The 24,719-nt window shown below is 60.5% G+C and carries 18 protein-coding genes and 1 pseudogene; 2 read left to right on the forward strand and 17 right to left on the reverse strand.

The window, feature by feature from the left end:
• Positions 1-53: 53 nt before the first annotated feature.
• From JZI28_RS04220 to JZI28_RS04260, 9 genes and pseudogenes are all read right to left on the reverse strand, one after another.
• Positions 54-1,136, reverse strand: coding sequence for a phosphatase PAP2 family protein (locus JZI28_RS04220; RefSeq protein WP_375699337.1), 1,083 nt, complete (start codon positions 1,134-1,136; stop codon positions 54-56).
• Between the two features lie 101 nt (positions 1,137-1,237).
• Positions 1,238-3,247, reverse strand: coding sequence for a BTAD domain-containing putative transcriptional regulator (locus JZI28_RS04225; RefSeq protein ID WP_375699338.1), 2,010 nt, complete (start codon positions 3,245-3,247; stop codon positions 1,238-1,240).
• A gap of 207 nt (positions 3,248-3,454) precedes the next feature.
• Positions 3,455-3,793 (reverse strand): carboxymuconolactone decarboxylase family protein, encoded by a 339-nt coding sequence (locus JZI28_RS04230; protein ID WP_297340288.1) that lies wholly within the window; start codon positions 3,791-3,793, stop codon positions 3,455-3,457.
• A gap of 101 nt (positions 3,794-3,894) precedes the next feature.
• On the reverse strand, positions 3,895-4,554 hold the full coding sequence (locus tag JZI28_RS04235) for a DUF938 domain-containing protein (protein ID WP_375699339.1): 660 nt from the start codon (positions 4,552-4,554) through the stop codon (positions 3,895-3,897).
• Positions 4,554-5,633 carry an NAD(P)/FAD-dependent oxidoreductase gene (locus JZI28_RS04240; protein WP_375699340.1) on the reverse strand — a complete coding sequence of 360 codons (1,080 nt, stop codon included), beginning with the start codon at positions 5,631-5,633 and terminating at the stop codon, positions 4,554-4,556. Before JZI28_RS04240 ends, JZI28_RS04235 begins: the two co-directional genes overlap by 1 nt.
• Entirely contained in the window at positions 5,630-6,577 is a 948-nt protein-coding gene (locus JZI28_RS04245; RefSeq protein ID WP_375699341.1) for an aldo/keto reductase, read from the reverse strand. Before JZI28_RS04245 ends, JZI28_RS04240 begins: the two co-directional genes overlap by 4 nt.
• Positions 6,578-6,889: 312 nt before the next feature.
• Positions 6,890-8,026 carry an acyl-CoA dehydrogenase family protein gene (locus JZI28_RS04250; protein WP_375699342.1) on the reverse strand — a complete coding sequence of 379 codons (1,137 nt, stop codon included), beginning with the start codon at positions 8,024-8,026 and terminating at the stop codon, positions 6,890-6,892.
• Complete coding sequence (locus tag JZI28_RS04255; protein ID WP_365322540.1) at positions 8,016-8,162, reverse strand: CxxxxCH/CxxCH domain-containing protein; 147 nt, start codon at positions 8,160-8,162, stop codon at positions 8,016-8,018. The genes JZI28_RS04250 and JZI28_RS04255 overlap by 11 nt, the downstream gene beginning before the upstream one ends.
• Positions 8,131-9,204: pseudogene (locus JZI28_RS04260) on the reverse strand (CaiB/BaiF CoA transferase family protein); the annotation flags it as partial. The gene JZI28_RS04255 and the pseudogene JZI28_RS04260, both read right to left, overlap by 32 nt.
• Before the next feature lie 85 nt (positions 9,205-9,289).
• Between JZI28_RS04260 and JZI28_RS04265 the strand changes: the two are divergent.
• Complete coding sequence (locus JZI28_RS04265; RefSeq protein WP_375699343.1) at positions 9,290-10,186, forward strand: LysR family transcriptional regulator; 897 nt, start codon at positions 9,290-9,292, stop codon at positions 10,184-10,186.
• 296 nt (positions 10,187-10,482) lie between these two features.
• Here the strand turns inward: JZI28_RS04265 and JZI28_RS04270 are convergent, their stop codons facing one another.
• From JZI28_RS04270 to JZI28_RS04305, 8 genes are all read right to left on the reverse strand, one after another.
• A complete protein-coding gene (locus tag JZI28_RS04270; protein WP_375699344.1) occupies positions 10,483-11,556 on the reverse strand; it encodes a BMP family ABC transporter substrate-binding protein in 1,074 nt (357 codons plus the stop codon).
• A 78-nt stretch (positions 11,557-11,634) separates the two neighbouring features.
• Positions 11,635-12,555 (reverse strand): ABC transporter permease, encoded by a 921-nt coding sequence (locus JZI28_RS04275; protein WP_297340827.1) that lies wholly within the window; start codon positions 12,553-12,555, stop codon positions 11,635-11,637.
• A complete protein-coding gene (locus JZI28_RS04280) occupies positions 12,555-13,637 on the reverse strand; it encodes an ABC transporter permease (RefSeq protein ID WP_297340828.1) in 1,083 nt (360 codons plus the stop codon). Before JZI28_RS04280 ends, JZI28_RS04275 begins: the two co-directional genes overlap by 1 nt.
• A gap of 66 nt (positions 13,638-13,703) precedes the next feature.
• Positions 13,704-15,221, reverse strand: coding sequence for an ABC transporter ATP-binding protein (locus JZI28_RS04285; RefSeq protein WP_375699345.1), 1,518 nt, complete (start codon positions 15,219-15,221; stop codon positions 13,704-13,706).
• Complete coding sequence (gene xdhC / locus JZI28_RS04290; RefSeq protein WP_375699346.1) at positions 15,218-16,162, reverse strand: xanthine dehydrogenase accessory protein XdhC; 945 nt, start codon at positions 16,160-16,162, stop codon at positions 15,218-15,220. Before xdhC ends, JZI28_RS04285 begins: the two co-directional genes overlap by 4 nt.
• Positions 16,152-18,509: a xanthine dehydrogenase molybdopterin binding subunit gene (gene xdhB, locus JZI28_RS04295; protein WP_375699347.1), complete on the reverse strand. Its 2,358-nt coding sequence runs from the start codon at positions 18,507-18,509 to the stop codon at positions 16,152-16,154. Before xdhB ends, xdhC begins: the two co-directional genes overlap by 11 nt.
• Positions 18,506-19,867, reverse strand: coding sequence for a xanthine dehydrogenase small subunit (gene xdhA / locus JZI28_RS04300; RefSeq protein WP_375699348.1), 1,362 nt, complete (start codon positions 19,865-19,867; stop codon positions 18,506-18,508). Before xdhA ends, xdhB begins: the two co-directional genes overlap by 4 nt.
• 197 nt (positions 19,868-20,064) lie before the next feature.
• Positions 20,065-20,822 (reverse strand): IS5 family transposase gene (locus JZI28_RS04305; protein WP_375698075.1). Its coding sequence is split into 2 segments (ribosomal slippage): positions 20,065-20,495 and positions 20,495-20,822, totalling 759 coding nucleotides; the frame shifts between segments, so codons are not numbered across the junction.
• Positions 20,823-21,158: 336 nt separating this feature from the next.
• Here JZI28_RS04305 and dnaE point away from each other — a divergent pair.
• Positions 21,159-24,671 carry a DNA polymerase III subunit alpha gene (gene dnaE / locus JZI28_RS04310; protein ID WP_297340794.1) on the forward strand — a complete coding sequence of 1,171 codons (3,513 nt, stop codon included), beginning with the start codon at positions 21,159-21,161 and terminating at the stop codon, positions 24,669-24,671.
• Positions 24,672-24,719 lie beyond the last annotated feature (48 nt).

Here is a 24,719-nt window from a genome sequence, read left to right on the forward strand (position 1 = left end):
GGAACGGGGAGAGGATCGGGGGCAAAACAGGCCGAGCCTGGCCATGGCTGGGATCAAGGGGATTTCTTTTTCTGGTCCTTGAATGGCTTGTCTGGGCGTTCCGCTTTTTTAGCCTCGCTGTCGCTGTTCAGGGCCGCTGCAATCAAATCCGGCAGGTCATTGGCCAGCCTGCTGGCCACAGCGTTGGATACCCTGCGGCTCAAGGAGGTGCCGCCCTCCAGATCCGGGAGGGTCTCAGGATCAGGGGCAAAGCTGCAGGTGATCCCGGACCACTCTGCGCGGGCCTCGGCGAGCAGGGCTTTGACCTCCGGCATCTCCTTGAGGAAGCCGTGAAAAGTGTCCTTTGCCAATTGCTGCCCAGCCTGGGTATCGCTGCGAAAATGCACCCCGGCGATTTCGCGGTTTTCGGAAATGCGCTGCGCCAGTGCAGCGGCATAGCGGGCCATGGCATGCGCTTCGCCGTCGTCAAACAAAGCGGCAATCATCGTCGCAATCAGGGTCATCTGGGTGGCGTGGCCGCTGGGATAGGAGGCATGCGGCGGGGTTGGGACCAGGGGCATCAGCGCTGGGCAGACCTGCACCGGGCGGGCGCGGCCAATCTTATGTTTGAAATGAAGCGCAACCATCTGTCCGGCCTGCATTGCCAGCATGATCAATTTTTGTGTCGCGGGCCGGTTGCCTGCCCCCATCATCAACATGTTTGACCAATAGGCCTCGCTATTGGCGACCTGCGCTACGATCTCTGCGGCGCGATGGGCCCTGTGGTTGTTGCGCATGGCAATCAGATCATGCACTTCGCGGCGCAAGGCCAGATCGCCGTCATCAGGGTTATCCACCTGAATGGCACTATCGCCTTCGTCCCAGCCAGTTTTGGCAAACCGCTGCAGGATCAGCTTGATTTCGAGCTGCGGCGACCAGGCATCGGCGGGAAATTCCTGACCGCCGAGATAGCTAAAAGGCACGCCACCTTTGCGCCCCAAAGGCTCGTTAAAGGGCAGTCCGGCAGCTTTTCCTGCAGAGCGATAAGGGGCGTAAGATCCGGCGGCAACAGCGCCATCTACCGCCCCGTCAACAGCCCCATCCACTGCGCCGTCTACGGCCCCGTCAACTGCGCCATCGCGATATCCATGTGTCATGTTACCCTCCACTCCGGCCCCTGGTTCTAGAATAGAACGCCCGACCAGATTAACTTTGGAAAGCACTGCGTCAGCCTGGCGTGAAGAGCCCGTGAGATCGGTTAGTCTTGCAGGCCAATCTCGCGGAGGCGGGCGGCGTATCTCTGGCCGGTGGCTTGATCCTGGAAAGGTTGCTTTTTCAGGAATTGGCCAATGCGAAAACCGGGATCCAACCGTTTGATCTCAGACGCAATCTTGCCGGCCTCCGCCAGATCTCCGGTTTCGGCCAGGGCCACAGCGGTCATGCGCAGGTTGGAGGTATAATTGGGATTCAGCCTTTGGGCGCGCCGCCCTGCGGCCACGGCCTCGGCGTAGTTGCCGGCGGCAAAATGGGCGATGCTGAGAAAATGCTCTGATCTGAACAGATAGGGGTCACAGGGCGACAGGTGAATGGCAGTGCGGGCGTTGTTGATACCCTGCTCTGGCTGACCAGAAAAGGTCAGCGTCGGGGAGGACCACAAAAGCGCCTCGGCATCATTGGGGGCGTTGCGCAAAGCCTTACCACAGATCTCGATCGCCTGTTCCGCATAGCCAAACAGCACCGTCTGATTATGGGCATAGCGGGCCAGCGCACGGCCACTTTCACCGCTGAGCCGCACCGCTTCTTCGGTCGCATTTTGCAGAGCTTTGCCATCGGTTGCGGGGTCTTTGGACCAGCCCTGACCAAGCAAAACAGAGTGCCAATCGGTCAGGGCAACCCGGCTTATGCCATAGCGGGGATCACGGGCGCAGGCCTCTTCCAGCAGGGATTTGGCGGTGGTGAAGGTGGCCGGATCAAGATGAAAGGCGATGTCACGCCCCCGGATCATCAGATGATAGGCCGACAGGTCTTCGGGCAGGCTGCCTTCGGTGCGCCGCAGTTCCGCCGCCGAGACCGAGGGTAGCAGTTGATGGGTCAGGTTGATGGCAATATCGGTCTGCATTTCAAACAGTTCCGAGGCATGGGCGGCATAGGTATTGGCCCATTCAACCAGCCCCGTACGGGTATCTACCAGCTGTACCGTGATGCGAAACCGATCACCTGCGCCGCGAACGCTGCCGGTCACCACATAGTCGGCGTCCAGTTCTGGCGGCTGGCTGCCGGGGGCGCCGGGCAGTCCCTGGAATTGCCGGGTGGTATTGCTGGAATAGACCTGCAATTCGCGCAGCTGTGCCAGCAGCGACACGGTATCCTCCAGGATCCCATGGAGGAAATAGCTCTCAACGGGGACAGGCCCCAGATCGACAAAGGGAAAAATCGCCAGTTTTGGCGGCCCCTCCCGGTTTGGCGCGATGGATGACGCCGCAGAGGACACACCGCGCGGCTGTGTCCGCGGGGGCTTCGGCTTGGCGTGCTGCAGATCACCGTTTTTGATCGCAACCGCCAGCGCCTGGGTCTCTGCCGAGGGCTCCATTGCCAGGGCCTCGTCGAGGCGGTCATAAAGCTGGCCATAGATCTGCAAAGAGGCCCCGGTTTCGCCGCGCTCAGCCAAGCTGCGCATGGCAAAACGGCTGGCTTCCTCGTTCAGGGGATCGAGACGGCAGATGATACGGGCGGCGCGCAGGGCTTCGGCGGCGCGGGTCTGAGGGGCCTCCATCAGATCAAACAGGCGCGCAATCAGTTGCGTTTCGCAGCTTTGGCAGCACTCGCGCGCCCAGTTTTCAAAGCCCTGACCAATATGGCCAAATCCCATCAGGAAAAGATCGCTAAACTCGGCGCCAGCTTCCAGATGCTGTCCCGGAATTTTCTGCGCCAGCGCCGCAATCAGATCGCCAATATCTGACGAAACAAAATCCGCCCGCAGCGCAATGTCTGTTGTGTTGACCTCAAGTGCGGTCGCCATCAGGTCAGGCGCTTCGCGTCTGATTTCTGACAGGCATTGGCGCAGCGAGGAGCGCGCGCGGCCCTCTTCGCTGCCTTCCCAGAGCAATTCTGCCAGCTTCGACCGCAGGGCGCGCTGTTCTGGCTGCAGCGCCAAGTACACCAATAGCGCGGTGGCCTTTTTCTTTCCCTGAAACACTGGCTCGCCAGCCCAGCTGACACCGGGACTGCCAAGTGTCCGAATATAAAGGCCTGACTTGGTCTGCTGCATTGTGGTCTTCCCCCAAGGAGAAAGTTAATCACAGGTTCTTTCAGCAGACAACACGGGGAAGACCAACAGGACCAGCGCGGAAAAGTGACGGGCTATGGCTGGCTTGGTGGCGGCAGACCTTCCCAAGAAAATCCACCGCGGATCTGCTTTGAACTTGCGGAGTTGGTGCGGCCTGCCAATTGACGTGCCTTGGCGCCTTTTAGGTTTTTAGGTGGCCGTCAGTTCATCAAAACAGGTCAGCGCCTTGGCTGCGTACATCATCGCGGGCCCGCCGCCCATCTGGATCGACATTGCCAGCACATCAGAGACTTCTTCGCGGCTGGCGCCGGCTTTGATCAGGGCTTCCACATGCAGGCCAATGCAATCGTCACAGCGCACCGCAACGGCGATCCCCAGGGCGACAAATTCTTTGTGTTTGAATTCCAGAACGCCGCCCTGTTTTACGGATTTTCCAAGCGCACCAAAGGCCTGCGCAGTGTCCGGAATGGATTTGTTCAGATTGCGCAGCCCTTGGCGGGTGCTTTCCAGTTTGTTCGACCAGCTCATGGCATGTCCTTCGAAAAATATTCAACTTGTCGAAGGTGTAGGCGGCTCTGGTCAGCGCAACCTTGATCTAGGTCATGGGAAAAATCAGCAAAGACGCAGTGTCAGGCGGTACCTTTGGCAAAGACCAGTGCCAGATTATTGGCGGGCATTTCAATGACCTCAACCGGGCTCAACCAAACCTCGTGGGCCCAGTCCAGAAGATCAAAATCATCCTTGTATCCGATCTCGGGGTCATGGGCTTTGAGCGAGCTGTGAAACTGCGCATCGCCGGGGCTGGTGAGCTCGCCCGCGCGCAAAAACGGCCCGTAGATCACCATACGACCCCCGGGGGTGAGGGTGTTTGCCGCCTCGCGGAGCAGGCAGCGGGCCTCGGGCGTGCTGATGAGGTGCATCAGGTTTGACAGCACAATCAGGTCCTGTGGCTCCTGCGTAGCGCTCCAGCCTGCGGCGGTGGCATCCAGCGCCTTGGCCGCCCGCACATTTTCCAGCGTTGCCTCGCCTATGTAGGCATCAATGCTATGCAAACGGCTGGGGTCAGCTTCGGTGGGGTGCCAGATATAGTGCGGCAGGCGGGTGGCATAGCCGACCACATGCTGGCCGGTGCCGCTGGCCAGCTCCAGGGCGGTGCGACCCGAGGGCGGCGCGACCTGTTCCAGCAGGTCAGCCAGCACATCCAGGTTGCGCGCCGCTGACGGGGCAAACAGCTTGCCGCCTTGGGGATTGGCAATCGAGGCAGTGCCGGGAGTGGATCGAACGGGCATCAGCGGAGCCTTTCTGGGGAGAGGGCTGCACGGGTTGCGGCGTCCAGCTCTGAGGTGGTGCCGCCCAGCAGGTCCGCCAGCAAGCGCGAGGCCGCAGGGGCGGTTTGAAAGCCATATCCGCCCTGGGCCGCGCACCAGATAAAATCGGGCTGGTCCGGGTCCGGCCCCAATACCAATGTGCCATCGGGGGAAAAACTGCGCAGCCCGGCCCAGTTGCTTTCGACCCGGGTCACAGGGGTGGTGACCCTTTCTTCATAGCGGGCCAGCCCTTCGGCCAGCACCATATCATCGGCATAGGCATCATGTGGCGCAACCAGATCTGCATCCGCCGGCGAGACCAGTAGCTTGCCCGCGTCGGGCTTGGCATACCAGGTTTCGCCAACGCCCATCAGCATCGGCCATTTGGTCACGTCATGGCCCCCGGGCGCGGGCAGCCGCGCCATTGAGCGACGGCGCGGGGCAATGCCAATGGGGGCGACACCGGCCATGGCTGCAATTTCATCCACCCAGGCGCCTGCCGCGTTGACCAGCTGTTTGGCCGTATAGGTTTCGCCGCTTGCCTCGACCTGCCAGCCCCCTGCGCTGCGGCTAATACTGGTGACCTTGGCGCGGGTGATGACCTTGCCGCCATTGCTGCGGGCTGCCTTGGCAAAGTCCTGGACCATACGATCGGTATCCAGATCCTGTGCCGCCTCGTGCAACCCGGCATGGGTGACGGTCTTTGGGTTCAGGATTGGCACGCGGGCCTGTGCCTCGGCAAAACTGATCTCATCGAGGTGGAGCTGCTGGATGTCAGAGGTAAACTGCTGCTCCTGACCGGGACCAGAGACCAACATAAAGCCGCGCGGGGTGAGATAGCCGCCATTGGCCGTTTGGTGATAGCTGGCGCTGGCCGTGTTCAAAGCCACCACAGAGGCGGGGCCATAATTTTCCTCAAACATGGCGGCGGAGCGCCCGGAAGCATGGTAGCCGAGAGCGTCTTCCATCTCCAGCAGCACCACATGGCCCAGCTCTGACAGACGGGCAGCGGCGCTGCTGCCCGCGATACCACCGCCAATGATCAGGAAATCACATTTCATGCACCCAACTCCTGCTCTTCCAACCGGTCTGTCGCCGGGGCGGGACGCGGGCTGAGCGCTTCGATCTGGTCATACAGCGCGGCGTCGATTTGAAAATCAAGGGCCGCAAGCGAGGGCGCAATCTGTTCAGCGGTGCGCCCTGAAATGATCGGCATCGGTGCCGATGGGTGGGCCGCCGCCCAGGCCACCGCCAGTGTGGCGGGGGAGACATCAAGGCTGTTTGCCAATGCGCTCAGCCCCTCGGCAGCCTGATGCATCCAAGCCTGCCCATAGCGGCTGTTGTAGCGGGCATCCTCGCTCAGGCGTCCCTGACCGCCACTGGCATACTTCCCGGTCAGCAAGCCGCCACCCAGGGGGGAATAGGGGGCAATGGCGATGTTCTGGTCTGTGCACATGGGCAGGATTTCCACCTCTGCCTGGCGTTTGACCAGCGAATACATCGGTTGCAGGATATCCGTCGCAAAGCCCAGGTCAGCCCCCAGCATCTGCGCCTTCATCACCTGCCAGGCGGCAAAGTTCGACAGGCCGATATAGCTGATATCCCCGGCCTCTTTGCGGGCGCCAAACCAGCCAAGGGTTTCACGCAGATCAGTTTGCTCATCAAACCGGTGCAGATAGAGAATATCAATGCAGTCCAGCCCTAGCCGTTTGCGGCTGGTGTCAAACTGCGCCTGCATGTTTTCAGCCCCGGCGCCGCCCGTATAGCCAACCTTGCTGGCAATGATCAGCTGATCCCGTTCTGCCCGAATGAGGTCCCCCAGGATCTCTTCGCTGCGGCCGTCTGTGTAGACCCAGGCGGTATCAAAATGGGTGATGCCAGCGGCGCGGCAGGCGGCGTAGATTTCGCCAGATTGTGCTGCATCCGCACGGCCGCCAAATTGCATGGTGCCAAAGGCAAAACGGCTGGCAGGGGTTCCATCGGGGGAGGTCAGTATTTGTGTCATGCGGGCAACCTGCCACGTCCTTGGTACGGGGAAAAGAGCCAAGGTTCTGTCGCAAGGTCTTTTGGGGTGACCTTGCTATTGGCCCCAAACACGCCGCCTGGGCATTTGGGCGGTACTGGTGCATTACCGGGAGGCACCCTGTGGTGTGGCGCGGCGACCAAGGTTTGAGAAAAGCCACCATTGCAAGGGCCAGTCGCAAACAGAAGTCTCAACGCAGTCGGCACAGCAGGGCTTCACAATGCCTCCCCGTTTTTCGCTGTGCCGATGCAGCTTTCAACAGAGGCGCACCCAGACAGGAGGCTCACCTCAAAGTTAACGCAGAAGGTCGCGGGCAATGATGGTTCGCTGTATCTCCGAGGATCCTTCGTAAATCCGGAAGATCCGCAAGTCGCGAAGGTAGCGTTCCAGCGGAAAGTCGCGGGTGTAGCCGTAGCCGCCGTGGATCTGTAGCGCCCGGTCTGCGATGCGCCAGGCCGCTTCGCTGGCGTATAGTTTGGCAAAGGCGGATTCTGAGGAAAACCGCTCGCCAGTGCCGCGCTTGCGGGCGGCTTGCAGGCCCAAGGCCCGCGCCGCAGCCAGTTCGGTGGCACTGTCGGCCAGCATCCACTGCAGCCCTTGGAAGGTGCTGATCGGCTGGCCGCCAACCTCGCGCTCCTTGGCATAGGACACAGCTGCATCCAAGGCGGCGCGGGCAATGCCGGTGGCCTGCGCGGCGACTTCGATACGGCCGTTGTCCAGCACCTTCATTGCGGTGCGAAACCCCGTGCCCTCATCACCCAGCCGGTTTTCTGCGGGCACGTGACAGTCAAACGAGATCGGGAACACATGGCCACCGCGCAGGCCCATGGTTTCCTCGTGCGTGCCGATTTCCATCCCGTCGGTCTTGGCTGGTTCGACCACAAAGGCGCTGACCCCGCGCGCGCCCACTGCCGGGTCAGTCTTGGCATAGACTACGATGAAATCTGCAGCCCCCGCATTGGAGATGAAGCATTTGGCCCCTTTCAGCCGGTAGCCGTCGCCGTCGGGTGTGGCGGTGCTGCGCATATCCGCCGGGTTGGAGCCGGCCATGGGTTCCGTCAGGGCAAAGGCCCCCAAAGCCTCGCCCGCCGCCGCAGCGGGCAGAATGCGCTGCTTCAGCGCCTCATCCGCACCCAGAAACAGAGAATCTGTCGCCAAGAAATGCGCCGTTAGCATCGAGGCCGTAGAGCCGCAGGCCCCTGCGATCGTCTCCACCGCGTGATAGAGCGCAGGCCCGGAAAGACCGATGCCGCCATGGGCTTCGGGCAGGTTCATCCCCATGATGCCCATCTCAGCCAGGGCTGAAAGGTGCAGGGTTGCAAATTGGGACTTTGCATCGATGGCCGCAGCGGCAGGCACCAGAACCGCGCTGGAAAACCGTTCAATCTGGTCGATGACGGCCTGTTCTTCGCTCTTGAGGTCAAGGCTCATTGGGGCTCTCCCTGTTTTTGTTGCAGTTGGTGCAGAATGTCCTGAGTGTGGGCGCCCAGGGCGGGCGCAGACTGGCGTCCGCCTCTTGGCGCCCCGCTGAAATGCACCGGCTGTTCCGGCACCGTGAGGGTGCCAAGGGCAGGGTGCTCTACCGTCGAGGCCAGCCCGCGCGCCTGCGCCTGCGCTGAGCCCCAGGCCTCGGGCACCGTACACAGGGCCGCAGCTGGAATGCCCGCCTCGGACAGAACCGCCACCGCATCCTGTGCGCTGCGGGCCGCAGACCAGCTTTCGATATGCTGTGCCAGCGCAGGTTCGTTTTGCCGCCGCAAGGCATCGCTGGCAAAACGCGGGTCCTCTGCCAGCTCCGGCGCGCCAATGGTTGCTGCGAAACGCGCAAACAGCCGGTCATTCAGCACCGCGACGGTGAAACTTCCATCCCCGGCCGGATAGGTGCCGAAGGGGGCTGACAGCGCGTGTTTGCTGCCCGTCCGCTTGGGCGTCTCACCTGCCATCAGTGCCCGGCAGGCCGCCACCGGCATCATCGAGGCCAGCGCATCATAAAGCGCCAGATCAACATGCCGTCCCTTGCCGCTGCGGGTGCGGTCGAACAGCGCCACCATCGCCCCGAAGGCGGCGAACATGCCGCCTGACACGTCAGCAAAGGCTTCTCCGGCCATCATCGGCGGGCCGTCCTCGGCACCGGTCATATCCATCAGCCCGCTCATAGCCTGGATGATGATGTCATAGGCCGGCAGCAGCCGGTTCGGGCCAGTCTGGCCGAACCCGGACACAGAAACATAGACCAAGCGGGGATTGGCTGCGCAGAGGTTCTCCGGTCCCAGCCCGAACCGTTCCATCACACCAGGGCGGTAGTTTTCCACCAGCACGTCACACTGCGCCGCCAACGCCGCAGCGGCTGCCGCGCCGTCTTTGGATTTCAGATCCAAAACGATAGATTTCTTGCCGCGATTCACCGATTGGAACAGCAGGCTCTCGCCTTCCTTGAACGGGCCGATGTGGCGGTAGTCATCGCCTGCAGGGGGCTCAACCTTGATCACCTCTGCGCCCAGGTCTGCCATCAGCGCTGTGCAATACGGTCCGGCCAGAACCCGCGAGAAATCCAACACCCGGACGCCTTCAAGCGGCCTGCAGCCTGCTAGTTTGTCATTTTCGAACATACATTCACCATCAATTGCCTGCTGGTGGATAGCCTTCGAATAGGTATATCTGGAAATACAATGTAGGTATGAGGGGTATACCCATTTGAATATACCACTGAACTTTCGCCAGGTCGAAATACTGCTGGCCGTCGCGGATACCGGCAGCACCGCTGCAGCAAGCCGCGCTTTGAACACCTCGCAGCCCTCAGTGTCGCTGGCGATCGCCCGCTGCGAGGAGGTGTTCGGCCAGAAGCTTTTTGTCCGCATCCCCGGCCGCGGCATGGAGCTGACCCCGTTTGGGCAGCACAAGCTTGCCCAGCTGCGCGAGTTGGAGCAACAGGCGCGCTGGATGCTGAGCGGTGGTGAGGGCACGCCGGAGTTCCTGAACCTGGGGGTGTTTTCAACCCTCGGCCCGCGCTATGCGCCGCAGCTGGTGCGCCGCTTTCTGGACGCTCGCCCCGACGCCGAAGTCCGCATCCTTGAAGGCGACCTGCAAACGCTGTTCGATTGGCTCAGCGAAGGCCGGATTGACCTGGCGCTGCTGTATGATTTTGGCATTCCGTCGGATTTTGTCATCACACCTCTGATGGCAGCGGAGCCCTATGCGCTGCTGCCGCAGGGTCACAGGATGGCACAGCAGCCCAGCGTCCGCGCCCAAGATCTGGCGCAGGAGCCGGTCATCCTGATGAACCTGCCTCACAGTCGCGGCTATTTCCTGTCTCTGTTGCAAAACGCAACTGTCCCGGTGAGGGTGGCCTATGAAACCGGCTCGATCGAAATGCTGCGGTCAATGGTGGCCAACGGGCTTGGCGTCGGCCTGCTGGCGACGGACCTGCCAGACGGACCCTGCTATGATGGCAGTCCGGTCATCCGCGTGCCCCTCGCCGGGTGCCCTCCGCGGCATCAGATCGCCCTTGCCCATCGCGGCGCGGCGCTGAAGCGGCCAATCACTCAGGCGTTTACCGCCTTTGCCGCAACCTATTTCAGCCCGCCAGCCTAAGCGCAAGGTGGCCGTCGGCGCCAACCCGCGGCTGCATTCCCTGCGGACTTTGCTCTTGGAATCGTCATGCTAAACCGTGGACATGTTGCTGCACAGGCCGCGAAGGATCGCTGGGGGCTATTGTTGCCTCCGGTCTCACATAGGCTGCTCTGTCCCGCGCAAGGCGATTACGATGAGGTTGATCAAAAGGTCTACCCAGCCTTAACAGGGGCTTTACCAATAGTAGGTGAGGTGGCGTCTTAACAAAAAGGCCCGCCTGTTAGGGCGGGCCGTCTTAGTCGCAATGCTGCAAAGGCTTACTGTGGGATATCGCCTTCGATGCCTTCAACATAGAAGTTCATACCAGCCAGGGTGCCGTCATCGGCGGTTTCACCCTCTGCCAACCAGGCAGAACCGTCCTGTTTGTTCAGCGGGCCTGTGAAGGCGTGATAGGAGCCATCCGCCAGGGAGGCTTTCATTGCCAGGGCGGCAGCTTTCACGTCAGCAGGAACCGCGTCGGAGATTTCACCGATGCCAACCATGCCGGCGCCGATCCCATCCCAGGTGCTCTTGCTTTCCCAGGTGCCATCCATAACGGCCTGTGTCCGGGCGATGTAGTAAGGCGCCCAGTCGTCGATGATGGAGGAGACGCGGGGTTTTGGACCGTATTCGGCCATATCGGAGGCCTGACCAAAGGTGATGACGTTGCCAGCAGCCTGGGCCGCAGCCTGAGGCGCAGTAGAATCGGTGTGCTGCAGGATCACGTCGGCGCCCTGTTCAATCAGAACCTTGGCGGCGTCGGCTTCTTTGGCGGGGTCAAACCAGGTAAAGGCCCAGACGATCTTGAAAGTGACGTCAGGGTTTACTTTCTTGGCGTGGATATAGGCCGAATTGATGCCGCGGATGACTTCGGGGATCGGGTAGGACCCGATGTAGCCCACGATATTGCTTTCGGTCATGTGGCCCGCAATGGTGCCCTGAACCGCGCGACCCTCATAGAAACGGGCGGAATAGGTCGAAACGTTATCCGCGTTTTTGTAGCCGGTGGCGTGCTCGAATTTTACATCCGGGAATTTGGCCGCAACATTGATGGTGGGGTCCATGTAGCCAAAAGAGGTGGTAAAGATCAGGTCAGCGCCCTGCAGCGCCATCTGGGTGATCACGCGCTCGGCATCGGGGCCTTCGGCAACGTTTTCAACATAGACTGTTTCGACCTTGTCGCCGAACTCGGCCTCAACCGCCTTGCGGCCCTGGTTGTGCTCGTAGGTCCAGCCGCCGTCGCCGACAGGGCCGACGTAGACAAAGCCGACTTTGGTCGGGTCGTCAGCCAGGGCTGCGGTTGCAAGACCAAAGGCCATTGCGGCGCTGGTCATAAGATTGGTCAGTTTCATCAAAGGGATCCCCCGTTTTGGTTTTAGTTGTGCCCAGGGGCGTAGCCCCGGGCAAGTCGTAGGCCGCCCGCCAATAAATCAGCGCGCAGCGTGGAAATTGCGACCCAAAGCAGCGGGTGCGCTGCTCTTATCGGCCGATAGGATAACGAGCACCAGAATGGTGATCAGATAGGGCGACATTGCCAGATACTCCACCGGGATGGCAACGCCGGCAGCCTGAAGATTAAGCTGAACAACGGTTACACCGCCAAAAAGATAGGCACCCAGCAACACACGCCAGGGTTTCCAGCTGGCAAAGACCACCAAAGCCAGGGCAATCCAGCCGATTCCTGCGGTCATGCCCTCGGTCCATTGCGGCACCCGGATCAGGCTGATGTAGGCACCGCCAAGCCCCGCACAGGCGCCCCCAAACAGGATCGCCATGATGCGGATGCGCACCACCTTATACCCCAGGGCATGGGCGGCATCATGGTTTTCCCCCACCGCACGCAGCACCAGACCAATCCGGCTGAATTTGATCACGGCCCAAACAGCGGCAATCAAGAGTAGCGCCACATATAGCATGAGGTCATGGCCAAACAGGATCGGGCCGACAACCGGCAGATCGCTGAGCACCGGAATGTCCAGCTTTTCCATCTGAGGCGGTTTCACCCCCACATAGGACTGCCCCAACAGGGCAGACATGCCGAGGCCAAACAGCGTCAGCGACAGGCCAGAAGCCACCTGATTGGCCTGGGCGTATTGAGTGAGAATAGCAAACAGGACAGACAGGGTCGCGCCAGCCCCAGCCGCGGCGACAAACCCCAGCAGCGGTGAACCTGTTTCCACAGCCGTGGCAAAGCCCGCCACCGCGCCAATGATCATCATCCCCTCAACGCCCAGGTTCAGCACCCCGGATTTCTCCACTACCAATTCCCCAATGGCAGCAAACAGAAGCGGCGTTGCCGCCACCATCAGCGAGGCAATGAGCAGGACGGGATTAATTGCAGAAAGATCCATTACGCGACCTCCGGTTTGCCAAGAGAGATGCGGAAATTGGTCAGGAGGTCAAAGGCCAAGAGGAAGAACAAGAGCATCCCCTGGAAGACCTGGATCGCCGCCGAGGGCAGCTGCAGGTTGGATTGTGCAATATCGCCACCAATGTAAGTCAGCGCCATCAGCCCCCCAGCGAGCAGGATGCCCACGGGGTGCAGACGCCCCAGAAAGGCGACGATAATAGCGGTGAACCCGTAGCCGACGTTAAAATCAATACTGACCTGCCCCGACGGGCCGGAGACCTCAAACATGCCTGCCAGACCAGCCAACATGCCGGAAGTGCCAAGGCAGAACAGGATCAACCGGCTTGGATTGACCCCGGCAAAGCGCGCAGCGCGGGGGGCCTCTCCAGTCAGGCGGATGTGGTAGCCGGTGATATGGCGGTTCAGCAGCACATAGGCAAAGATCACCGCAATCAGCGCTGCCACCACGCCCCAGTGCATGCCAGAGCCTGCAATCAGGTCAGCGTTATAGGCGCTGTCATATTGTTGCAGGTTGCGCGAACCGGGAAATCCGTGACCTTCGGGGTTTTTCAGCAACCCCAATGACATAGAGGCCAGAAATTGCTCCGCCACATAGACCAGCATCAAGGAGACAAGGATTTCATTGGTGCCAAAACGCACCTTTAGAAAGGCCGGGATCATTGCCCAGATCCAACCGCCAAAGCCCCCTGCGATGACCATCAGCGGAAAGATGTACCAGGCCTCTGTTGGATAAAAGGCAAGACCCGCACCGGCGCCAAACAGGGCGCCCATGATATACTGCCCCTCGGCGCCGATGTTCCAGATACCGGCCTTGAACCCCAGCGACAGACCGATGGCGATCAGCACCAAAGGCGCGCCTTTGACCAAAAGCTGCGGGCGGTAATAAAAGGCAAACTCGCCAAACAGCGGCTCCCAGAAAATGGTGCGAATAGCCTCTACCGGATCCTTGCCGAGGATCCCAAAAAGCAAGCCCCCGGCAATCATGGTGGCCAGAACCGCCAACAGCGGCGTGGCCAGTGACCAGGCCCGTGACGGCTGCGGTCGTTTCTCTAGCCGGATCATTGCGCGGCCCCCTGTTTTATCTTTCCCCAAATATTCCCGCCAAAGGCGATCTCACGGCATAGGCTGTCAAACATGTGCCACCTCCATGCCATGGGCGCCGCCCATCATCAGGCCGATTTCTTCCACGCTTAACCCCGCAGCAGGACGCGGCGCTGACAGGCGGCCCTCATTCAGGGCGGCAAAGCTGTCAGAGATTTCCATCAGCTCATCCAGATCCTGGCTGATGCAGATGACGGCACAGCCGCCTGCGGCCAGATCCAGCAGCGATTGACGAATGGCAGCCGCCGCCGAGGCATCAACCCCCCAGGTGGGCTGGTTCACCACCAAAACCTCAGGGCGTTGCAGCACTTCGCGGCCAATGACAAATTTCTGCAGATTACCACCCGACAGCGAGCGGGCAGCATTCTCCGGCCCCGGCGTGCGCACGTCAAAGTCCTTGATCACCCGCGTGGCAAAGTCCCTGGCAGCGCCCCATTTGAGAAAGCCGTTCTTTACCAACCCCTCACGGGTGGCTCCGGTGAGCATGGCATTCTCGGTCAGGCTCATATCAGGGGCGGCAGCATGGCCCAGGCGTTCTTCGGGCGCGGTCAACAGGCCAAGCGCGCGCCGCGCAACCGGCCCAAGCTGGCCAATGGGATCGGTGCCCAGTTTGACCGCATCAGCCTCAGTCTGGACCTCGCCAGAGAGCACTGACAGCAGCTCGTCCTGGCCATTGCCAGCCACACCGCCAATACCGAGGATCTCGCCACGGCGCACGGTCAGATGCACATTGCGCAGCGCGGTGCCAAAAGCTGTGGGGGACGGCACCGACAGCCCGGAAATGTCCAGCGCCACAGCCCCAAAATCGCGGTCTCCACGCTCTGGCGGAGTCAGCGCTGATCCCACCATCAGTTCCGCCATTTCACTGGCCGAGGTTTCGGCGGGAACACATTCGCCGACGTTTTTGCCCAGCCGCAAAATGGTGGCGTGATCACAGAGCCTGCGGATCTCCTCCAGCTTATGGCTGATATAAAGGATCGAGGTGCCCTCAGCCCGCAGTTTTTCCAGCGTCAGAAACAGGATTTCGACCTCTTGCGGGGTCAACACGCTGGTGGGTTCATCCATGATCAGCAGCTTTGGGTCCTGCAACAGGCAACGAATGATCTCCACTCGCTGGCGCTCCCCGGCGGACAGATCGCCAACGGTGCGATAGGGATCCAGCGGCAGGCCGTAGGCCTCTGAGACCTGGCGGATCTTGGTGGCCAGATCGCGCAGCGCAGGTGGGTTTTCCATCCCCAGCGCGATGTTTTCTGCAACGTTGAGCGCATCAAACAAGGAAAAGTGCTGAAACACCATGGCAATCCCATCGGCGCGGGCCTGACGCGGCTCACCGGGGGCAAAGGGTGCGCCACGCAGGGTCATCTCGCCGCTGTCGGGTTTCACCAGCCCATAGATCATTTTGACCAGGGTGGATTTCCCAGCGCCGTTTTCTCCCAGCAGGGCGTGAACTTCGCCCGCGCCGATATCAAAGGAGACAGCGTCATTGGCCACCACACCGGGGTAGGCCTTGGTCAGACCTTTCAGGCTCAAGAGTACCTCAGTCACGCGCGCCGCTCCTCTTTTATCTCTCTGCGTGCCGCCCGCGCCAGCAGCTCTGCCGCGACGCCGACCGCAATCATCTGCGGGTGTTTGCCCAGGGCAGGGGTGCCAATTGGGCAGGTGATGCGGGCGATCTCGGCCGGGCTGTGACCCAGGGCTGCCAATCGGCTGCGAAACCGCGCCCATTTGGTGGCCGAGCCGATAAGCCCCGCAAAGGAAAACCCATGCAATAGCAGACCGTGGCATAGCGCCAGATCCAGCTCATGGGAATAGGTGAGAACCAGATGCTGTGCATTTACCGGTGCATGACGCAACAGGAGGCTCGGGTCCTGGCCGGGAAGAATGGTCACGCCCGCTGGTACATGCGCCGGAAACCGCGTCGTTGCTGTATCCACCCAGGTGATTGCCAGATCCGGCAGGGGCGCCAGCACATCAACCAGGGCGCGCCCCACATGACCGGCCCCCCATATCCACAGATCTTGCTGTGGCTTATGTACCGGCTCCAGCATCCAGTGATCCATCAGTTGTGTCTGCGGGCGTTGTCCCTGCGCCCGCAGCTGCGCCAGCTGGCGCTTCACGGCCAGTGGCGGGCTTGTGGCGGCCTCCGGCGTGACGGGGCGCAAAATGACCTCCGTGTCCAGTCGCGCAAAATCCTCCATGTCATAGATCTCGCTGACCAGAGTAACCGATCCGCCGCAGCACTGGCCCAGATCCGGTCCCAGGGCATGGGTGCTGAGACGGGTTTTCCTGTCTTGCTTGCGTGCCGTCTCTGCCGCTTCAAACTCCAGCGCGCCGCCGCCGATGGTGCCGCTTTGTCCCTGGTCCCAAACCAGCATGGCCGCCCCCACCTCCCGCGGCGATGAGCCACGAATGGCGGCAATCACAACCCGGCAAACCCGGCCATGTTGCAAAAGGGCGGCACGAAGCGCGTCCAGATCAAACCCCATCGCGCTGCCTCCGGGTCTGGCGCCAGACTTCTTCCGCCGTCGCCGGTGCCGCCAGCGCCGGGTAGCTGTTGCCAAACTGCGCCACCGCATCGCTGATCGCCAACCAGGCCGAAATCCCCAACATAAAGGGCGGCTCACCGACCGCTTTAGAGCGGTAAATACTGTCCTCACGGTTCTCGCCGGCAAACAGCGCCACATTGAACACATCCGGTCGGTCGGAACAGGCCGGGATCTTGTAGGTCGAGGGCGCATGGGTGCGCAAGGCGCCGCGCTGGTCCCAGACCAACTCCTCTGTGGTGAGCCAGCCGGCGCCCTGCACATAGCCGCCTTCCACCTGACCTATGTCCAGATCCGGGTTCAGCGAGGCGCCTGCATCATGCAGGATATCGCAGCGCAGGATGCGGTTTTCGCCACTGCGACGATCCACCACCACCTCAGTCAGCGCGGCCCCATAGGCAAAGTAGAAAAACGGTCGCCCCTGGCCTTTGATCCGGTCCCATTGCAGGCTCGGTGTCTTGTAAAATCCAGTTGCCGAAAGGCTGATCCGCCCCTCATAACAGCGCTTTGCGGCCTCATCAAAGGTGATCTCCTCGCTGCCAACGCGAACCAGATTGCCTGAGAAAACGACGTCTTCCACAGCTAACTGATGCTGTTCAGCCAAAAATGCGGCCATGCGCATGCGGATGGTATCACAGGCCGCTTTTACCGCCATGCCATTCAGGTCCGATCCGGAAGAAGCCGCCGTCGCCGAAGTATTGGGCACCTTGGCGGTATCGGTGGCGGTGATTTTCACCTTATCCACGGAAATCCCAAAACCGCTGGCAGCCACCTGCGCCACCTTCTGGAACAGCCCCTGGCCCATTTCGGTGCCGCCGTGGTTCAGATGCACCGACCCATCCTGATAGACATGCACCAAGGCCCCCGCCTGGTTGAGATGCGTGAGGGTAAAGGAAATGCCAAATTTCACCGGCGAAAAGGCAAGCCCGCGTTTCAGATCGGTCTGCCCCTTGTTCCACTTGGCAATCTCAGCCCGCCGCGCCGCGTAATCAGCGCTTTCCAGGAGCTGATCTGTCAAAGTGTGCAATTCAAAATCGCGGACTTCCATCCCATAGGGCGTGGTATTGTCGCGTGTATTCATCTTGCCTGAAATACCTCGGGGGGCGGTCGCAGACCGGGGGGCAGCGCCCCCCTCTGGCTTCTCGTCAGGCGCGTCATAGTAGTTGCACCGCCGTATTGCGACAGGATCCGCGCCCAACGCATAAGAGATGTGATCCATCACCCGCTCGATCCCCACCATACCCTGTGGCCCGCCAAAGCCGCGATAGGCGGTGGCGCTTTGCAGGTTGGTCTTCAGCCGGTGGCTTTCGATGCGGATGGCGGGAATGGCGTAGGCATTGTCACTGTGCAGCATGGCGCGATCTGCCACTGGTAGCGACAGATCCTGGGCCCAACCGCAGTTGACCAGATGGGTGAACTCGACCCCATGCAGGCGGCCCGTCTCGTCATAGCCCGCCCGATAACTGATCCGAAAGGCGTGACGCTTGCCGGTGATCACCATGTCATCATCCCGGTCATAGCGCATTTTGCAGGGCTTGCCGGTCTGGCGCGCGGCGACAGCGCAGGCCACGGCCAGGGCATTGCCCTGGCTTTCCTTGCCGCCAAAACCACCGCCCATCCGGCGGATCTCGACCCGCACTGCATGCATGGGCAGGCCAATGGCCTCGGCCACCTTGTGCTGGATCTCGGTTGGGTGCTGGGTTGAGGAATTCACCAGCATGCCCCCGTCTTCCTGTGGCAGCGCCAGGGCGGCCTGACCTTCCAGATAAAAATGCTCCTGCCCACCCAGCTCAAACGTGCCTTCAACCTTGTGGGGGGCCTGCGCTATGGCCGCTGCAGCATCGCCTTTTTGATAGATCCGTGGGCCTTCCTCAAAGCGGCTGTTGGCGGCCAGGGCGGCATCCAGGGTCAGCAGCGCCTCTTCTTCGCTATAAGAAACCGTCCCCCGACGCGCAGCAACGCGGGCGGCGCGATGGCTTGTGGCGACCACCAAAAACAGCGGCTGACCCAGATAGTGTACCGTGCCGTCCGACAGCAGTGGTTCGTCATGGATCGAGGGGGAGACATCATTGCTAAAGGGCAGATCCGGCGCCGTCAGCACCGCCACCACACCGGGGCTGGATTTGACCGCTGCCAGATCCATTTTGTCGATGCGTCCTTTGGCAATTGTCGACAGCCCAAAGGCCAGATGCAGCGCGCCGCGCGGCAGGGGGGTGTCATCCACATAGCGGGCCTTGCCGGTCACATGTAGTTTTGCCGCGTCATGGGGCAGGGGTTTTGCAACGCTCATGCCTGCACCTCCAGAACTGAGTGGCTGTTGCCGTTGATGTCATCGAAATAGCGCGCAAGCATGTTCTTTGCGGTCTCCAGCCTGTACTCCGCCGAGGCCCGCATATCGCTGAGTGGGGTGAAATCCTGCGCCAGCGCGGCCATAGCCGTTGTGACACTGGTTTCATTCCAGGGCTGGCCAGTCAGCGCCGCCTCCAGATGTGCGGCGCGCTTTGGTGTGGCGGCAAGCCCGCCAAAGGCGATGCGGGCGGCGGTCACCAGACCACCTGATACAGTGACATTAAACGCCCCCAGCACGGCTGAGATATCCTGGTCAAAGCGCTTGGAAAGCTTATAGACCCGCAACCGGTCTGGCTGACGCGGAATGCTAACGGCTTCGACGAACTCACCGGGGCGGCGGTCCTGTTTGCCGTAGTCTATAAAGAAGTCCTCAATGGCGATGTCGCGGCGGCTGTCGCCCTGGCGCAGATGCAGGCGCGCCCCCAGGGCAATCAGCGCAGGTGGGTTGTCCCCAATGGGCGAGCCATTGGCGATATTGCCACCAAGGGTGGCGGCGGCGCGCACCTGTTGGCTGGCAAAGCGGCGGATCATTTCCCCATAAGAGGGGTGCAGCGGCGCAATCGCCTCGCGCATACGGTTCATGTCCACCATGGCACCCAAGCGGATCTCCTGGTCGGTCAGCGTGATCTGTTTCATGTCGTCACAGCCGTCGAGAAAGATCATCTCCCCCAGATCGCGCAGCCCCTTGGTGACCCAAAGGCCCAGATCGGTGGCCCCAGCCACCAGCCGGGCTTCGGGCTTGGCCGCGTAAAGCTGTGCCAATGCATCTGATGATTGCGGAATATTGGCCGCCTCGGTGGCTTGGGGCAGGGGCTCCTTGGTGATCCACTGGGGCACCGGCTGATCGGCAGCTGCCTCGGCGGCGCGGACGATCGGCGCGTAGCCGGTGCAGCGACACAGGTTGCCGGCCAGCTGCACATCATGATCCGTCGCGCCGTTTTTATGCGCGGTGACCATCGACATGACAAAACCGGGGGTGCAAAAGCCGCACTGGCTGCCGTGATGGCTGATCATAGCCTCTTGTACGGGGTGCAGTGTGCCATCGGCATCCGCCGCACCTTCTACAGTGCGAATGGATTTACCGTTGAGCTGCGGCAGGAACAGGATGCAGGAATTCAACGGCTTGGAGCCCGACCTATCCGTTACCATCACGGTGCAGGCGCCGCAGTCGCCCTCGTTGCAGCCCTCTTTGGTCCCCGTCAGTCCGCGCTCTTCGCGTAAAAAGTCAAGCAGAGTGGCCGAGGGATCAAGATCCTCGAGCACAACCTCTTCACCGTTCAAATGAAAGGTGATTGTCATCGTGTGAAACCCGTCGCCTTACGTGAACCACCCCAAATGCCATGCTTTCGATGCGACGTAGAAAGTCTGGCGGGCCTTTGCATATGCTTGCTGCGATTAACCTACGAAGCAGCAGCTCGTTCTGGCAAGAAAAAGTGACTCTGTTCTGTTACATTTGGTCGCGCAAGATTATTACTCCTTTTAGGGCCCGTGGACATTCATCTTGAAGCGATGATGACAGCTGCGAGATGCCAGTTGGCAGCATAGCTGGACGCTGTTTTCTCGTACCGGGTCGCTATGGCTCTGAATTCCTTGATCTTTGCGAAGAAATTCTCGATCAAGTGCCGCCATTTGTAGGCGTGTTTATCGTAATCGCGCAGGAACTTGCGGTTCGCTTTCGGTGGGATGATGGCGGTGGCACCGCGCGCATCGAGTTCTGTGAGCAGCCAATCGGCATCAAATGCCTTGTCGGCCAAGAGAGCATCAAAGGCCACGCCATCGATGAGCGGTTCGACGCCCTTCATGTCGTGAGCCTGACCAGGCAGGAGTACGAAGTCAGCCAGGTTTCCTAGGGCGTCGACCAAAGCAACGATCTTGGTGGTCAATCCGCCACGCGACCGCCCGATGGCTTGATTTTGAGTCCCCCCCTTGCGCCGCTCGCCTTCTGGTGAGCCTGAACAATCGTGCCGTCGATCATTGCGTATTCGAAATCTGGATCCCCACTGATTTCCTTGAAAATTCGCTCGAATACGCCGCCCTCAGCCCATCTGCGAAACCGTCGGAACACGCTGTTCCAGTTGCCGAAATAAGCAGGCAGGTCACGCCACGGCAACCCTGTCCGCACACGCCATAGCACGGCTTCGAGAAACAGACGATTATCCTTGCCCGTCACACCCGCATCGCCCTCCTTGCCAGGCAAGTGCGGCGCGAGGCGAAGCCAGACGTCATCTGTCAACACAAACCGCTCTTCGTTCATTCAAACCTCCATTTTGGAAGCTTGAATCAGAATTCAGACCGGTTGGGAATCCTGAATGTCCACGGGCCCTAGGGGCATGCTGTTATTTTTAAAGCACTTCCTACGGAAAACCCCCGAAAAACGGTCTCAGGGTGGGGGAGTTCGAGTAGGACTTTCAAACTTGATTTGATAATACCCTTAATTTTTCAGGGTGTCATGGGTGCAATAAGCATCACATTGCGACCTGTTTGTCCAAATTCACGCCGCTTTATTAACGCGGCAGCAGCCTGTGCCCCAGATATTTTTGCGCAATAACAGCTCTTATCCTTGCGCCGGGGATCGGATAGCTTGGCCCCCATGACAAATGCTCCTCGATTCATTCACCTGCGTAGCCATACGGAATATTCCCTGCTTGAAGGTGCCCTGCGCCTGAAAAAGCTGCCGGATCTGTGCAAAAAGCACGAGATGCCGGCCATTGCGGTGACCGATAGCAACAACCTGTTCTCGGCTTTGGAGTTCTCGGTCTCTGCCAGCAATGCGGGGGTGCAGCCGATCATTGGCTGTCAGGTGGATCTGCGCTTTGTCGACCCTGCTCCGGGGGAGCGTCCGCAGCCGCCGGCGCCGCTGGTGCTGCTGGCCCAGAGCGAGACCGGCTATGAGCATCTGATGAAGCTGAACTCCTGTCTCTACCTGCGCCAGGGCAGCGAACTGCCCTATGTGACGCTGGAGGAACTGGCGACAAACGCGGGTGATGTGATCTGCCTGAGCGGCGGACCGGATGGACCGGTGGGGCGGCTGCTGCGCCAGGGGCAACGCCCGGCGGCAGAAGAGCTGATGCAGCGGCTCAAGGCGATTTTTGCCGACCGGCTCTATGTGGAACTGCAACGCCATCCCGGTGAAGACGGCCAGCCCGAGGCAGAAAAGCTGAGTGAACGCGGCCATGTGGAAATGGCCTATGCCATGGACCTGCCGCTGGTGGCCACCAATGATGTCTATTTCCCCAATACAGAAATGTATGAGGCCCATGACGCGATGATCTGCATCGCCGAGGGCGCTTATGTGGACCAATCCGAACCCCGTCGCCGCCTGACCGCGCAGCATTACTTCAAAAGCCAGGAGGAAATGGTCACGCTGTTTGCGGACCTGCCCGAGGCCATTGAAAACACCGTTGAAATCGCCAAGCGCTGCGCCTTCAAAGCCTATCTGCGGGATCCGATCCTGCCCAAGTTTGCCGATGACGAGGTGGCTGAGTTGCGCCGGATCGCCAATGAAGGCCTGCAACAGCGTCTGTCGGTGATCCCCCACGCGGTCACCGTTGAGGAATATCAGGCGCGGCTCGACTTTGAGCTTAATATCATCGAGGGCATGGGCTTCCCCGGCTACTTTCTGATCGTTGCGGATTTTATCCAATGGGCCAAGGATCACAATATCCCGGTGGGGCCGGGGCGGGGGTCTGGTGCGGGCTCTTTGGTGGCCTATGCGTTGACAATTACCGACCTGGACCCACTGCGCTATTCGCTGCTGTTTGAGCGGTTCTTGAACCCGGAACGGGTGTCGATGCCCGACTTCGACATCGACTTTTGTATGGATCGCCGCGAAGAGGTGATCAAATACGTGCAAGAAAAATACGGCCGCGACAAGGTTGGCCAGATCATCACCTTTGGTGCGCTTTTGTCCAAGGCGGCGGTGCGTGACATGGGCCGCGTCTTGCAGATGCCCTATGGCCAGGTGGACCGCTTGTCGAAACTGATCCCGGTCGAAGGCGTCAAGCCGATGTCCATTGTGGACAGTCTGAAAGAAGAACCGCGCCTGGCCGAAGAGGCCAAGAACGAACCGGTGGTGGACCGGCTGTTGAAATACGGCATGCAGGTCGAGGGGCTGCTGCGCTCGGCCGGGACCCACGCGGCGGGGGTGGTAATTGGCGACCGGCCGCTGGATGCCTTGGTGCCGCTCTACCGCGATCCGCGATCAGACATGCCTGCAACTCAGTTCAACATGAAATGGGTGGAACAAGCCGGGCTGGTGAAATTCGACTTTCTGGGCCTGAAAACCCTGACGGTTATCCAGAACGCGGTGGATCTGATCATACAGTCGGGGCGCGATCTGCACACCGCAGCCGACGGCACCCCGCTTTATGAGCCGCCCGAGGGCGCGGTGAACGAAATCAACGCCATCCCGCTGGATGATGAACCCACCTACAAGCTGTATTCCTCGGCCAAGACCGTGGCGGTGTTCCAGGTGGAATCCACCGGCATGATGGACGCGCTGAAACGGATGAAACCCACCTGCATTGAGGACATCGTGGCGCTGGTGGCGCTCTATCGTCCCGGCCCGATGGAGAACATCCCCACCTATTGCGAGGTGAAAAACGGTCTCAAAAAGATCGAATCCGTGCATCCCCTGATCGACCACATCCTGGAGGAAACTCAGGGTATTATTGTTTATCAGGAACAGGTTATGCAGATTGCCCAGGTGATGGCAGGCTATAGCCTGGGGGGCGCTGACCTGTTGCGCCGCGCCATGGGTAAAAAGATTAAAGAGGCGATGGACGCCGAACGGCCCAAATTTGAAAAAGGTGCCGGCGAAAACGGTGTGCCTGCCAAAAAAGCCTCGGAGGTTTTTGACCTTCTGGAGAAATTCGCCAACTACGGTTTCAACAAATCCCACGCGGCGGCCTATGCGGTGGTTTCGTATCAGACCGGCTGGCTGAAGGCGAACCACCCGGTTGAATTTATGGCCGGGGTGATGAACTGCGACATCCATCTGACGGATAAGCTGGCGATCTATTTTGAAGAGGTCAAAAAGGGCCTTGGTCTGCCCTATGTGCCGCCCTGTGTGAACCGCTCGCTGGCGACGTTCAATGTGGTCAACGGCGAGCTGGTCTATGCGCTGGGCGCGCTGAAAAACGTCGGTGCCGATGTGATGCGGCTGGTGGCGGAGGCCCGCATTGAGGACGGGATTGAGCGCCCCTTTGTCAATCTGTTCGACTTTGCCCGCCGGGTGAACCTGAAAAAGATCGGTAAGCGCCCGCTGGAAATGCTGGCCCGCGCCGGGGCCTTTGATCAGCTGGACCGCAACCGTCGCCGGGTCTTTGACAGCCTCGAGGGCTTGGTGAACTATTCCAACGCGATCCATGAACAGAAGAACTCCAACCAGGTGTCCCTGTTTGGCGAGGCCGGCGATGATCTGCCGGAACCACGTTTGGCCAATACCCCCGATTGGCTGCCAGCTGAGCGATTGTCTGAAGAGTTCAAGGCCATTGGCTTTTATCTGTCTGGCCATCCGCTGGACGACTACATGCCGGCCCTGAAACGCAAGGATGTGATGACCCTGGATGAGGTCATGGTCAAGGCTGCGCGCGGACCTTTCATGGCCAAAATGGCGGGGGTGGTTGCAGGGCGGCAAGAGCGCAAATCGGCCCGCGGCAATCGGTTTGCCTTTGCTCAACTGTCGGATACCACCGGCGGCTATGAGGTGACGATCTTTTCGGATGTGCTGGAAAAGGCACGTGAATTTCTCGAAACCGGCTCCAAGGTGGTGATCACCGCCGAGGCCACGATGGAGAGCGACCAGCTGAAACTCCTGATGCGCTCTGCCGGACCGGTGGACGCGGCCATTGCCGATGCCGGGCGGTCCTCGTTGCGGATCTATCTAGACGATGCGAATGCGATCACAACCGTCGCCACCGTGTTGGAAGACGCCAAATCCGCCGCCCGCAACGCCAGCCCGGGGGCGATCTACCTCTATCTACAGGACCCTGGCCTGCCCGGCGATGTCGAAATGGACCTGGGCCAGCCCTTCCCGATCAACCCGCAGATCAAAGGCGCGTTGAAATCACTGGAAGGGGTGATGGAGGTTGAGGAGATTTAGGGTGCCGCCTGCGGTGCCTGCTTCACCGTCCTCCCGGCACTGGTAACC

It is taken from the genome of Pseudophaeobacter sp. TrK17 (genome assembly GCF_042192375.1).
Taxonomy (GTDB): Bacteria; Pseudomonadota; Alphaproteobacteria; order Rhodobacterales; family Rhodobacteraceae; genus Pseudophaeobacter.

Coding starts and splice junctions, on each gene's coding strand:
- JZI28_RS04220 (WP_375699337.1), bottom strand. CDS start 1,136: ATGACACATGGATATCGCGATGGCGCAGTTGACGGGGCCGTAGACGGC.
- JZI28_RS04225 (WP_375699338.1), bottom strand. CDS start 3,247: ATGCAGCAGACCAAGTCAGGCCTTTATATTCGGACACTTGGCAGTCCC.
- JZI28_RS04230 (WP_297340288.1), bottom strand. CDS start 3,793: ATGAGCTGGTCGAACAAACTGGAAAGCACCCGCCAAGGGCTGCGCAAT.
- JZI28_RS04235 (WP_375699339.1), bottom strand. CDS start 4,554: ATGCCCGTTCGATCCACTCCCGGCACTGCCTCGATTGCCAATCCCCAA.
- JZI28_RS04240 (WP_375699340.1), bottom strand. CDS start 5,633: ATGAAATGTGATTTCCTGATCATTGGCGGTGGTATCGCGGGCAGCAGC.
- JZI28_RS04245 (WP_375699341.1), bottom strand. CDS start 6,577: ATGACACAAATACTGACCTCCCCCGATGGAACCCCTGCCAGCCGTTTT.
- JZI28_RS04250 (WP_375699342.1), bottom strand. CDS start 8,026: ATGAGCCTTGACCTCAAGAGCGAAGAACAGGCCGTCATCGACCAGATT.
- JZI28_RS04270 (WP_375699344.1), bottom strand. CDS start 11,556: ATGAAACTGACCAATCTTATGACCAGCGCCGCAATGGCCTTTGGTCTT.
- JZI28_RS04275 (WP_297340827.1), bottom strand. CDS start 12,555: ATGGATCTTTCTGCAATTAATCCCGTCCTGCTCATTGCCTCGCTGATG.
- JZI28_RS04280 (WP_297340828.1), bottom strand. CDS start 13,637: ATGATCCGGCTAGAGAAACGACCGCAGCCGTCACGGGCCTGGTCACTG.
- xdhC (WP_375699346.1), bottom strand. CDS start 16,162: ATGGGGTTTGATCTGGACGCGCTTCGTGCCGCCCTTTTGCAACATGGC.
- xdhB (WP_375699347.1), bottom strand. CDS start 18,509: ATGAGCGTTGCAAAACCCCTGCCCCATGACGCGGCAAAACTACATGTG.
- xdhA (WP_375699348.1), bottom strand. CDS start 19,867: ATGACAATCACCTTTCATTTGAACGGTGAAGAGGTTGTGCTCGAGGAT.
- dnaE (WP_297340794.1), top strand. CDS start 21,159: ATGACAAATGCTCCTCGATTCATTCACCTGCGTAGCCATACGGAATAT.